General features: G+C 68.2%; 8 protein-coding genes. 7 read left to right on the top strand and 1 reads right to left on the bottom strand.

Annotation, left to right across the window (positions count from 1 at the left end; translation table 11 throughout):
• Window positions 1-53 precede the first annotated feature (53 nt).
• The 6 genes from sucD to BM145_RS07905 all read left to right on the top strand — a co-directional run bounded on the left by sucD (window position 54) and on the right by BM145_RS07905 (window position 9,624).
• Window positions 54-938, top strand: a complete 885-nt coding sequence (sucD, locus tag BM145_RS07930; protein WP_093333081.1) for a succinate--CoA ligase subunit alpha — start codon at window positions 54-56, stop codon at window positions 936-938.
• 92 nt (window positions 939-1,030) lie between these two features.
• Window positions 1,031-3,997, top strand: a complete 2,967-nt coding sequence (locus BM145_RS07925; protein WP_093333080.1) for a 2-oxoglutarate dehydrogenase E1 component — start codon at window positions 1,031-1,033, stop codon at window positions 3,995-3,997.
• A gap of 128 nt (window positions 3,998-4,125) precedes the next feature.
• Window positions 4,126-5,367, top strand: coding sequence for a 2-oxoglutarate dehydrogenase complex dihydrolipoyllysine-residue succinyltransferase (gene odhB, locus BM145_RS07920; RefSeq protein WP_093333078.1), 1,242 nt, complete (start codon window positions 4,126-4,128; stop codon window positions 5,365-5,367).
• 124 nt (window positions 5,368-5,491) lie between these two features.
• Window positions 5,492-6,892 (top strand): dihydrolipoyl dehydrogenase, encoded by a 1,401-nt coding sequence (lpdA, locus tag BM145_RS07915; protein ID WP_093333077.1) that lies wholly within the window; start codon window positions 5,492-5,494, stop codon window positions 6,890-6,892.
• A 271-nt stretch (window positions 6,893-7,163) separates the two neighbouring features.
• Window positions 7,164-7,469 (top strand): GCN5-related N-acetyltransferase, encoded by a 306-nt coding sequence (locus BM145_RS07910; RefSeq protein ID WP_093333075.1) that lies wholly within the window; start codon window positions 7,164-7,166, stop codon window positions 7,467-7,469.
• Between the two features lie 55 nt (window positions 7,470-7,524).
• Window positions 7,525-9,624: a RelA/SpoT family protein gene (locus BM145_RS07905; RefSeq protein ID WP_093333074.1), complete on the top strand. Its 2,100-nt coding sequence runs from the start codon at window positions 7,525-7,527 to the stop codon at window positions 9,622-9,624.
• Between the two features lie 137 nt (window positions 9,625-9,761).
• Here the strand turns inward: BM145_RS07905 and BM145_RS07900 are convergent, their stop codons facing one another.
• On the bottom strand, window positions 9,762-10,973 hold the full coding sequence (locus tag BM145_RS07900) for an LL-diaminopimelate aminotransferase (protein ID WP_093333072.1): 1,212 nt from the start codon (window positions 10,971-10,973) through the stop codon (window positions 9,762-9,764).
• Between the two features lie 132 nt (window positions 10,974-11,105).
• Here BM145_RS07900 and BM145_RS07895 point away from each other — a divergent pair, with 132 nt between their 5' ends.
• Window positions 11,106-12,716: a PHA/PHB synthase family protein gene (locus tag BM145_RS07895; protein WP_245739189.1), complete on the top strand. Its 1,611-nt coding sequence runs from the start codon at window positions 11,106-11,108 to the stop codon at window positions 12,714-12,716.
• Window positions 12,717-12,802 lie beyond the last annotated feature (86 nt).

Below are 12,802 nucleotides of genomic sequence, written 5' to 3'. Positions count from 1 at the left end.
GTTTCCCGACTAGACCCCGGCCTTCGCCGGGGTGGTTCAAGAACGGAGAACCAATGAGCATCCTCGTCGACCGGAACACCAAGGTCATCACCCAGGGCATGACCGGCGAGACCGGCAGCTTCCACACCAAGGCGGCGCTGGAATACGGCACGCAGATGGTCGGCGGCGTCACGCCGGGCAAGGGCGGCACCGAGCATCTCGGCTTGCCCGTCTTCAACACCGTCGCCGAGGCCAAGTCGAAGACCGGTGCCGACGCGAGCGTCATCTACGTGCCGCCGCCGTTCGCCGCCGACTCGATCCTGGAGGCGATCGACGCCGAGATCCCGCTGATCGTCACGATCACGGAGGGCATTCCGGTGCTCGACATGGTCAAGGTCAAGCGCGCGCTGTCGGGCTCCAAGTCGCGGCTGATCGGCCCCAACTGCCCCGGCGTGCTGACGCCCGGCCAGTGCAAGATCGGCATCATGCCCGGCTCGATCTTCAAGCAGGGCTCGGTCGGCGTGGTCTCGCGCTCGGGCACGCTGACCTACGAGGCGGTGTTCCAGACCTCCAACGCCGGGCTCGGCCAGACCACCGCGGTCGGCATCGGCGGCGATCCGGTCAACGGCACCAACTTCATCGACGTGCTCGAGCTGTTCCTGGCCGACGACGCGACCCAGTCGATCATCATGATCGGCGAGATCGGCGGCTCGGCCGAGGAAGAGGCGGCGCAGTTCCTTCGCGACGAGGCGAAGCGCGGGCGTTCCAAGCCGATGGCGGGCTTCATCGCCGGGCGCACCGCGCCCCCGGGCCGCCGCATGGGCCATGCCGGCGCGATCGTGTCGGGCGGCCAGGGCGGCGCCGAGGACAAGATCGCGGCGATGGAAGCCGCCGGCATCAAGGTCGCGGCGAGCCCGAGCGAGCTCGGCTCGACGCTGCTGGAAGTTCTGAAGGGCTGATCTCCAACCGCCCCGGCAAAGGCCGGGGTCCGGTTGCGAGCGGCCCGATGCTGGACCCCGGCCTTTGCCGGGGTGGTGGCGGAGGTGATACGATGGGCTACGAAGGCCAGGATTTCAGCGACATCGCCGGCGGCGTCAGCCCGGCGTTCATCGAGGCGCTGTACGCCAAGTACCAGACCTCGCCCGGCTCCGTGGAGCCGGCGTGGCAGAGCTTCTTCCAGGGCCTCGAAGCAGGGCCGCAGGGGCCGAGCTGGGAGAGCGACCGCTGGCCGCTGACCTCCACCGACGACCTCACCGCCGGGCTCGACCCGACGCAGATGGAGCCCGCGCCCAAGCCCGCCAAGGGCAAGCCCGCGCCCCCCGCCGCCCCCGCCGCGAGTGAGGCGGACGTCGTCCGTGCGGCCTCCGACGCGATCCGCGCGCAACTGCTGATCCGCACCTACCGGGTGCGTGGCCACCTCGCCGCCAACCTCGACCCGCTCGGCCTTGCCCGGCGCGAGATGCCCGAGGATCTGCGCACCGAATATTACGGCTTCACCGACGCCGACATCGATCGCCCCGTCTATCTCGGCGGCACGATGGGGTATGAGTGGGCGACGATTCGCCAGCTCGTCGACACGCTGCGCCGCAATTATTGCGGCAATGTCGGCCTCGAATACATGCACATCGTCGACGTGGAGGAGCGCCGCTTCCTCCAGGAGCGGATGGAGGGCCAGGACAAGGCGATCGAGTTCACCGCCGACGGCAAGAAGGCGATCCTGAACAAGGTCGTCGAGGCCGAGCAGTGGGAGAAGTTCCTGGGCCGCAAATATGTCGGCACCAAGCGCTTCGGCCTGGACGGCGGCGAGTCGATGATCCCCGCGCTCGAGTCGGTCATCAAGTATGGCGGCGCGATGGGCGTCAACGAGATCGTCTTCGGCATGGCGCATCGCGGCCGGCTCAACGTGCTCGCCAACGTGATGGGCAAGCCGCTGCGCGTGATCTTCCACGAATTCGCGGGCGGCTCGGCCAACCCCGACGAGATCGGCGGCTCGGGCGACGTCAAATACCATCTCGGCACCTCGTCCGATCGCGAGTTCGACGGCCATCACGTGCATATGTCGCTGGTCGCCAACCCGTCGCACCTGGAGGCGGCCGATCCGGTCGTGCTCGGCAAGGTGCGCGCGATCCAGACGATCGCCAGCGACCTCAAGGACCACAGCCGCGGCCTGCCCGTGCTGATCCACGGCGACGCCGCCTTCGCGGGCCAGGGGATCGTGTGGGAATGCCTCGGCTTCTCCGGCATCCGCGGCTACAATACCGGCGGCTGCGTCCACTTCATCATCAACAACCAGGTCGGCTTCACCACCAGCCCGCAGTTCGCGCGCTCGTCGCCCTATCCGTCGGACGTGGCGAAGGGCGTGCAGGCGCCGGTGTTCCACGTCAACGGCGACGATCCGGAGGCGGTGACCTTCGCCACCAAGATGGCGATCGAGTTCCGCCAGAAGTTCCACCGCGACATCGTCATCGACATGTGGTGCTATCGCCGCTTCGGCCATAACGAGGGCGACGAGCCGGGCTTCACCCAGCCGCTGATGTACAAGGCGATCAAGGATCACCCGCCGGTCAGCGCGATCTACGCCAAGCGCCTCGCCGCCGAGGGCGTGGTCGACCAGAATTGGCTCGACGACAACGTCCACCAGTATGTGACGCGGCTGGAAGGCGAGTTCGAGGCGGGGGCGTCGTACAAGCCCAACAAGGCCGACTGGTTCGCCGGCCGCTGGACCGGTCTCAGCGCCCCGACCGAGGGCGAGGCCGCGCGCCGCACCGCCGAGACCGGTATCGCGCCCAAGTTGTTCGACGCGCTCGGCCGCACGCTGACGACGGTTCCGGACCATCTGTCGGTGCACAAGACGCTCGCCCGCGTGCTCGACGCCAAGCGCCAGATGTTCGCCGGCGGTGGCAATTTCGACTGGGCGACCGGCGAGGCACTGGCCTTCGGCTCGCTGTTGTCGGAAGGGTACGGCGTTCGCCTGTCGGGCCAGGATTCGGGCCGCGGCACCTTCTCGCAGCGTCACGCGGTATGGGTCGACCAGACCGACGAGCACAAATACGTGCCGCTCTCCACCAGCGAGCATGGCCGCTTCGAGGTGCTCGACTCGCCCTTGTCGGAGTACGGCGTGCTCGGCTTCGAATACGGCTACGCGCTCGCCGATCCCAAGACGCTGGTCATGTGGGAGGCGCAGTTCGGCGATTTCGTCAACGGCGCGCAGATCATGATCGACCAGTTCATCGCATCGGGCGAAGCCAAGTGGCTGCGCGCTAATGGCTTGGTCATGCTGCTGCCGCACGGTTACGAGGGGCAGGGGCCGGAGCATTCGTCGGCACGGCCGGAGCGGTTCCTGCAATTGTGCGCGGGCGACAACATGCAGGTCGCCAACTGCACCACGCCGGCCAATTACTTCCACCTGCTGCGCCGGCAGATGCACCGGTCGTTCCGCAAGCCGCTGATCGTGATGACGCCCAAGTCGCTGCTCCGGCACAAGCTGGCGGTCAGCCAGGCAGCCGACTTCCAGGGCGAGACGCACTTCCAGCGCATCCTGTCCGACACCAACGGCGCCGCCGACGAGGCGACGACGCGGCTGGTGCTGTGCACCGGCAAGGTCGCCTACGACCTGATCGAGGCGCGCGACGCGGCGGGTGACCCGAAGGTGGATGGGGGCACCCAGATCGTCCGGATCGAGCAGCTCTACCCCTTCCCGGGCGAGCCGCTGACCCAACGCATCGCGCGCATGCCGAACCTCCAGGATGTCGTCTGGGCGCAGGAGGAGCCGAAGAACCAGGGTTATTGGTTCTTCGTCGAGCCGCTGATCGAGGAAGCGCTGGGGCAGGCGAAGGCGGGCGTGTCGCGTGCCCGCTACGCCGGCCGCGCCGCCGCCGCGTCGCCCGCCACCGGCCTGATGAAGCGCCACCAGCTGGAGCAGGGCGCGCTGGTCGCCGACGCGCTCGGCCATTCGGTGCGCGAGGAAGTACGCCGGACCCGCGAATCCGACCAGAAGGGCGGCAAGGCGGGCAGCTGACATGAGCGGCTGTTCCCCGGCGAAGGCCGGGGTCCAGTCGGGAGAATGGTAGTAATCACGCGCAACGATCGATCATGATCGTTCCGCAACTGGGCCCCGGCCTTCGCCGGGGTACGAGGGCAGAGAAGATGGCAACCGAAGTTCTGGTCCCCACACTGGGCGAATCGATCACCGAGGCGACGCTCGGCGAGTGGCTGAAGCAGCCGGGCGACGCCGTCGCCGCCGACGAGCCGATCGCCAGCCTGGAAACCGACAAGGTCTCGGTCGAGGTGCCCAGCCCGGTGGCGGGCGTGATGGGGCAGCACGCCGTTGCGGTCGGCGACACGGTGCAGGTCGGCGCGATGCTCGCGACCGTCGACGCGGGCGGCAGCGCCCCGGCGAAGACGGACGCGCCGCAGCCGGCCGTGACCGAGAGCGCGGCACCTGCGAAGGACGAGCCACAGGGCGACACCGCGGCGGCACTGTCGCCGTCGGTCCGCCGCGCGGTGCTGGAGCACGGCGTCGACCCCGCAACGATCAAGGGCACCGGCAAGGACGGCCGCCTGACCAAGGAGGACGTCGCCGCCGCCGCTAGCGCCAAGCCTCAGGCACCCGCCGCGTCCGCCTCCGCGAACGCGCCGTCGGACGGCGCCGCCGCCGGCCGGGCGGACGCGGACTCCGCCCCCGCCCGCCGCAAGGAAGAGCGCGTCAAGATGACGCGCCTGCGCCAGACCATCGCGCGCCGCCTGAAGGAAGCGCAGAACACCGCCGCCATGCTGACGACGTTCAACGACGTCGACATGACCGCGGTGATCGAGGCGCGCGCCAAGTACAAGGATCTGTTCGAGAAGAAGCACGGCGTTCGCCTCGGCTTCATGGGCTTCTTCGTGAAGGCCGCGACGATGGCCTTGAAGGACATTCCCTCGGTCAACGCCTCGATCGAGGGTGACGAGATCGTCTACCACGACTACGCCGACATCTCCGTCGCGGTCTCCGCGCCCAACGGCCTCGTCGTGCCGGTCATCCGCGACGCCCAGGACCTGTCCGTCGCCGGTATCGAGAAGACGATCGGCGACTTCGGCCGCCGCGCCAAGTCGGGCGAGCTCAAGATGGACGAGATGAAGGGCGGCACCTTCACCATCTCGAACGGCGGCGTGTTCGGGTCGCTGATGTCGACGCCGATCATCAACCCGCCGCAGTCGGCGGTGCTCGGCCTGCACCGCATCGAGGATCGGCCGGTGGTGGTGAACGGTCAGGTCGTGGTACGCCCGATGATGTATCTCGCGCTCAGCTACGACCACCGCCTGATCGACGGTCGTGAGGCGGTGACCTTCCTGGTCGCGCTCAAGAACGCGATCGAGGACCCGACCCGCATCCTGATCGACCTATAAATCCGGAACACCACCCCGGCGGAGGCCGGGGTCCAGTTGGGAAGGGGGCGGTGACGACACGCCACACTCTTCCCATATGTCCCCCAACTGGACCCCGGCCTCCGCCGGGGAAGTGAGAAGAACCATGGCAGACCAATACGACTACGACGTCCTCGTGATCGGTGCCGGCCCCGGTGGCTACGTCGCCGCGATCCGCGCCGCGCAGCTCGGCCTGCGCACCGCCTGTGCCGAGGCGCGCGAGACGCTGGGCGGCACCTGCCTCAACGTCGGCTGTATCCCGTCCAAGGCGCTGCTCCACGCGTCGGAACTGTACGAGGAAGCGACCGGCGGCCATCTCGCCAAGTTCGGCGTCGAGATCCAGGGCGCGACGCTCAACCTCGACCAGATGCATTCTGAAAAGGCGAAGGCGGTCAAGGAGCTGACCGGCGGCATCGAATTCCTGTTCAAGAAGAACAAGGTGACGTGGCTGAAGGGCCGCGCCGCGTTCCAAGACGGCCACACGGTGAAGGTCGGCGACCAGACCGTCACCGCCAAGGACGTGGTGATCGCCACCGGCTCGGTCGTGACCCCGTTGCCGGGCGTCGAGATCGACCAGAAGGTGGTGGTCGACTCGACCGGCGCGCTGGCGCTGCCCAAGGTGCCCGAGCATCTGGTGGTGATCGGCGGCGGCGTGATCGGGCTGGAGCTCGGCAGCGTCTGGCGGCGGCTCGGCGCCAAGGTAACGGTGGTCGAGTATCTCGATCAGATCCTGCCCGGCTTCGACGGCGAGGTCCGTAAGGAATCGGCCAAGCTGTTCAAGAAGCAGGGCTTCGAGCTGATGACCGGCACCAAGGTCACCGGCGTGACGGTGGACGGAGACCGCGCCACCGTGTCGGTGGAGCCCGCGAAGGGCGGCGAGGCGACGACGTTGGCGGCGGACGCCGTGCTGGTGGCGATCGGCCGCAAGCCCAACATCGACGGGCTCGACCTGGAGGCCGCCGGCGTGAAATTGACCGAGCGTGGCCAGGTCGGCATCGACCACGATTTCCGCACCAACGTGCCCGGCATCTGGGCGATCGGCGATGTCGCGCCCGGCCTGATGCTCGCGCACAAGGCGGAGGACGAGGGCGTCGCCGTGGCGGAGAACATCGCCGGCCAGACGGGGATCGTGAACCACGACGTGATCCCGTCCGTCGTCTACACCATGCCCGAGATCGCCGGCGTCGGCCTGAGCGAGGAAGCCGCGAAGGAGAAGGTCGGCGAGATCAAGGTCGGCAAATTCCCCTTCGCCGCCAACAGCCGCGCCAAGACCAACCGCGACACCGACGGCTTCGTCAAGGTGATCGCCGATGCGAAGACCGACCGCGTGCTCGGCGCCTGGATCATCTCGTCGCTCGCCGGCACGATGATCGCGCAGGTCGCGCAGGCGATGGAGTTCGGCGCCACGTCGGAGGACATCGCCTATACCTGCCACGCGCACCCGACGCACTCGGAGGCGATCAAGGAAGCGGCGATGGCCGTGACCGGCAAGCCCATCCACGTCTAGCCTCCGGCTAGACGCAGGGCTTGCCGGTCACGGCCCGGCCGGCGGCGCTCCCGCGCGGTCCGACGTCATGGGGATTTACTCCTAATGACGGGCCGTCGAGCGAAACGACCATAGCCAGTCGCGTTCATAGCCATCCAAAAGACCACCGCGCTTTGCTTCCGCAGCACCCCGGCGAAGGCCGGGGCCCAGTTGGGCAGCGTTCATGATTAATCACGACGGCTTTCCCACCCAGGCCCCGGCCTTCGCCGGGGTGCATCACGAGGGTGCAAGGATGTCGCCGCGTACCGACGATCGCACCGCCCTCGAAGCCGCCTGGCTCCACCTGACCCGGGTCGAACTCCCCGCCCTCGCCGCCGAGCGAGAATGGCCCGTCCGCGCCGACCATTGCTTCCAGCGCATCCTCCTCGACCACGCCGTGAACGGCCGCTGGTACGACCACATCGCCGATCGCCCCGCCTATCGCCACCTCGACGCCGTCCGCCTCGCCGCCGCCATCGCACTCGGCCGCGACGTGATCGCCGGCCGTGCCGACCTTGCCGCACTCAACCGGCAATCGCTCCGCTGGCGCGGCAAATGATCGCACCGGATCAATTCTGTTGCAAAGCAGCACGTCGCCCCTCCATCTAGGGCGCGTGCTGCGCCAATATGAACTCGTCGATCGCGTCCTCGACTACGATCCGAACGCCGACGAGGCGCTGCTCAACCGCGCCTATGTCTTCTCGATGCACGCGCACGGCAGCCAAAAGCGCGCGTCCGGCGATCCGTATTTCAGCCACCCGATCGAGGTGGCGGGCATCCTCACCGACCTGCGGCTGGACGACGAGACGATCGCCACCGCCATCCTCCACGACACCGTCGAGGACACGGTGGCGACGCCGGAGGAGATCGAGCGCATCTTCGGCGCCAACGTCGCCCGCCTCGTCGAGGGCGTCACCAAGCTGTCGAAGATCGAGGCGCAGACCGAGAGTGAGCGCGCCGCCGAGAATCTGCGCAAGTTCCTCCTTGCCATGTCCGACGACATCCGCGTGCTGCTGGTGAAGCTGGCCGACCGGCTCCATAACATGCGCACGCTCCACCATATCGGCAAACCCGAGAAGCGCCGCCGCATCGCCAAGGAGACGATGGACATCTACGCGCCCCTCGCCGAGCGGGTGGGCATGTACGAGTTCATGAAGGAGATGCAGACGCTCGCCTTCCAGCAGCTCGAACCCGAGGCGTACGAGAGCATCACGCGTCGGCTGGAGCAGCTGAAGGTCGGCGGCGGCGATCGCATTTCGCGCATCTCGTCGGGGCTGAAGCTCCTCCTCAGCCGCGCCGGGATCGAGGCGGAGGTGTCGGGCCGCGAGAAGCATCCCTATTCGATCTTCCGCAAGATGACCGAGCGGCACGTCAGCTTCGAGCAGCTGTCCGACGTCATGGCCTTCCGCGCGATCGTGCCGACGGAGGAGGATTGCTACCGCGCGCTGGGCGTCATTCACCGCCGCTGGCCGATGGTGCCGGGGCGGTTCAAGGATTACATCTCGACGCCGAAGCGCAACGGCTATCGCTCGCTCCACACCACCATCGTGACGGGCGACCAGAACCGGATCGAGGTCCAGATCCGCACGCCGGACATGCACGCGGAGGCGGATTTCGGCCTGGCCGCGCACTGGAGCTACAAACAGGCGACCCGCCACGACGCCAATGTCAGCTGGATTCGCGATCTCGTCGAGATTCTCGATACCGCCGACAGCCCGGAAGAGCTGCTCGAACACACGCGCATGGCGATGTACCAGGATCGCATCTTCGCCTTCAGCCCCAAGGGCGAGCTGATCCAGCTGCCCAAGGGCGCGACGCCGGTCGACTTCGCCTATGCCGTCCACACCGATCTCGGCGACCAGGCGGTCGGCGCCAAGATCAACGGCCGCGTCGTGCCGCTGTCGACGGTGATCGAGAACGGCGACCAGGTGCAGATCCTCCGCTCCGCCGGGCAGAGCCCGCAGGCCAATTGGCTCACCCTGGCGATCACCGGCAAGGCGCAGGCCGCGATCCGCCGCCACCTGCGTAGCGTCGAGCGGGCCGAGCAGCTCGATCTCGGCCGCAAGCTCTATGCCGACATCGTCCAGCGGCTGCCCGCGCAGCTCGGGCAGGATGCGCTGACCCACGCGCTGAAACGGCTGAAGCTCGCCGACGAGGCCGCGCTGATGGTGGCGATCGCGCGGCGCACGCTGTCGGACGCGGCGGTGATGGAAGCGCTGATGCCCGGCTCCGCCGGCGCCGACGTCGCCGCCGCGGCGCCGCAGTCGAGCGCCTTGTCGATCAAGGGGCTGACCGCCGGCGTCGCCTACGACCTGGCCGACTGCTGCCGCCCGGTGCCCGGCGACCGCATCGTCGGCCTGCGCCGCCCGGACGCGGGGATCGAGGTCCACGCGATCGACTGCGCCGTGCTCGCCGAACTCGCCGAACGCTCGGACGGGGAAACCGACTGGGTCGACGTGCAATGGGGCGAGGACACCGCCGGTGCCACCGCGCGCATCGCGGTGACGGTGAAGAACGAACCCGGCGCGCTGGGTGTGCTGGCGACGGTGATCGGCCAGCACAAGGCCAACATCATCAACCTGCGTCTCGACACCCGCGACGCCCGCTTCCACAACAACGTCATCGATGTCGAGGTCCACGACGTGCAGCAACTGATGCGCCTGCTGGCGGCGCTACGGGCGCTGGAAACGGTGAACGCCGCCGAACGGGTCTAGTCGAACCGTTCCGTCATGCCGGGCTTGTCCCGGCATTCAGGTAAAGCAGCGTCAGCCTTCGTGGCTCTGGATGCCGGGACAAGCCCGGCATGACGAAGGCAAGCTGGCGAACGCCCGCCGAGAGATCGCTCGCGCGCTTACCCCGCCGCTTTCCCCAGCGGCACGTTCACCCCCATCGATTGCAGATACCGTTTCACGTTGCGCGCCGCCTGGCGCAGCCGTTGTTCATTCTCGACCAGCGCGATGCGCACGAAGCCTTCGCCGTTCTCGCCGTAGCCGACGCCCGGCGCCACTGCGACTTGCGCCTGCGTCAGCAATTGCTTGGAGAATTCCAGACTGCCGAGATGCGCCAGCGCGGGCGGCAGCGGCGCCCAGGCGAACATCGACGCGGCAGGCGAGGGGATGTCCCATCCCGCGCGGCCGAAGCTCTCCACCAGCACGTCGCGTCGCTTGTGGTAGAGTTGGCGATTGCGCGCGACGATGTCCTGCGGCCCGTTCAGCGCCGCGCACGCCGCCGCCTGGATGGGCGTGAACGCGCCATAGTCGAGGTACGACTTCACCCGCGTCATCGCCGCGATCAGCTTGGCCGATCCCACCGCGAAGCCGATCCGCCATCCCGCCATCGAGTAGGTCTTGGACAGGCTGGTGAACTCGACCGCCACCTCCTTGGCGCCCGGCACCTGGAGGATCGAGACGGTCGGCTTGCCGTCGTAATAGAGCTCCGAATAAGCGAGGTCGGAGATCACCCACACCTCGTTCTCGCGCGCCCAGGCCACCAGCCGCTCGTAGAAGGCGAGGTCGACCGTCTCCGCCGTCGGATTGGACGGATAGTTCACCACCAGCACCGAAGGCCGCGGCACGGTGAACGCCATCGCCCGCTCCAGCGACTCGAAATAGGCCTCGTCGGGCGTCGTCGGCACCGCGCGGATCGTGGCGCCCGCGATGATGAAGCCGAAAGTGTGGATGGGGTAGGACGGGTTGGGCGCCAGCACCACGTCGCCGGGCGCGGTGATCGCGGTGGCGAGGCTGGCGAGCCCCTCCTTCGATCCCATCGTCACCACCACTTCCGTCTCGGGATCGACGTCGACGCCGAACCGGCGGCCGTAATAGTTCGCCTGTGCGCGGCGGAGGCCGGGGATGCCCTTGGACTGCGAGTAGCCATGCGCGTCGGGCTTGCGCACCACCTCAACCAGCTTCTCCAGCACGTGGTCGGGTGGCGGCAGGTCGGGATTGCCCATGCCGAGATCGATGATGTCCTCGCCGCCCGCCCGCGCGGCTGCCCGCATCGCGTTTACCTCGGCGATCACGTAGGGGGGCAGGCGCTTCATGCGGTAGAATTCGTCGGACATCGGCGGGCCTTTCAGTCTCGCGTCGTTCTTAACGGCGACACGGTCGCGAAGCCAACCGGGATCGGCTATGGCAGCGTCGAGGAGAGCGCCATGGCAGACCGTTCCGACCAGACCGACCCGCATCCGCCCGGCATGGGCGGCTGGCCGCTGGTCCCCGGCCTGACCGATCCGGACACGCTGGAGCGCGCCCGCGCCTGGTACATGGAGGGGCTGTCGCTGTGGGGCCGCGCGCTCGACCCCGCCGTGCCCGCGCGCGAGGAAACGCCCGCCGAGGCCAAGGACAAGCGCTTCGCCGACCCGCGCTGGCGCGAGGACCCCGGTTTCGACCTGATGCGCCGTTCCTACCGCTGGTGGGAGGAAGCGATGATGCGCGGCGTCGACGCGGTTCCCGGCCTGGACGAGCAGCAGCGCGAGCGGATGCGCTTCGCCGCCCGCGGCCTGATCGACGCGATGAGCCCGACCAACTTCCCGCTCACCAACCCGCAGGTCATCGACCGCGCGGTGGAGACGGGGGGCGAGAGCTTGGCCAAGGGTTTTGGCCACCTCCTCAACGATCTGAACCGCGGCCAGCTCAGCCATGTGCCGGAAGGGGCGTTCGAGCTCGGCCGCAACCTCGCCACCACGCCCGGCCAGGTGGTGAAGCGCACGCCGCTGTACGAACTGATCCAGTATACGCCCGCCACCGACGACGTGCTGGCGACGCCGCTCGTCATCTTCCCGCCCTGGATCAACCGCTTCTACATCCTCGACCTCACGCCGGAGAAGAGCCTGATCCGCTGGGCGGTGGAGCAGGGCGTCACCGTGTTCATGGTGTCGTGGAAATCCGCCGATGCCGGCATGAAGGACGTGACCTGGGACGATTACGTCGCCGCGCAGCTCGACGCGGTGGACACGATCCGCGACCTGCTCGGCGTGCCGGCCGTCCACACCGTCGGCTACTGCGTCGCCGGCACCACGCTGGCGGCGACGCTGGCGGTGCTCGCCGCGCGCGGTCAGGCGGACAGGGTCGCCAGCGCCACCTTCTTCACCGCGCAGGTCGATTTCGCGGAAGGGGGCGAACTGCTCCACTTCGTCGGCGACGAGCAGCTCGCGCTCCTCGAGCAAATGTCGCCGCAGGGCTTTCTCGACGGGCGGGTCATGGCCGCCACCTTCAACGCGCTGCGCGGTCGCGACCTGATCTGGAACTACGTCGCCGACAACTACCTGCTCGGCAACGATCATCGGCCGTTCGACCTGCTTCACTGGAACGGCGACGTCACCAACCTGCCGTCGGGGTGGCACCTGTCCTACCTGCGCGACCTGTACCGCGACAACAAGCTGGTGGTGCCGGGCGCGATGTCGGCGCTCGGCGTGCCGCTCGACCTCACCCGCGTGGCGACGCCGACCTACGTCCAGGCAGGACGGGAGGATCACATCGCCCCCGCCGCCAGCGTGTGGAAGCTGACGCATCACTTTGCCGGGCCGTTGCGCTTTGTTCTCGCCGGATCGGGCCATATCGCCGGCGTCGTCAACCCGCCCGCCGCCGGCAAATACCAATATTGGACCAACGACGGCTCTCCGGCGACGCTCGACGAGTTCGTCGCCGGGGCGACCGAGACCAAGGGCAGTTGGTGGCCCGATTGGCTCGGCTGGCTGCGCGGCCGCGACGCCGCCACCGTCGCCGCCACCGGCGCGCGCGTGCCGGGGGAGGGGGCGTTGCCCGCGATCGAGCCCGCGCCCGGCCGCTACGTCCGCGCCCGCTGACATTTTTGTTGCGGTGCAACAAAGAACCGCTTGAAACTATCTCCGTCGCCGCTTATTGTGCAATGCAGCATAGGCGGAGATGAAGC

The organism is Sphingomonas rubra (assembly GCF_900115745.1).
GTDB lineage: Bacteria > Pseudomonadota > Alphaproteobacteria > Sphingomonadales > Sphingomonadaceae > Sphingomonas > Sphingomonas rubra.
The sequence above is the reverse complement of the archived record's forward strand: the minus strand, read 5'-3'. Positions and strand labels throughout refer to the sequence as shown.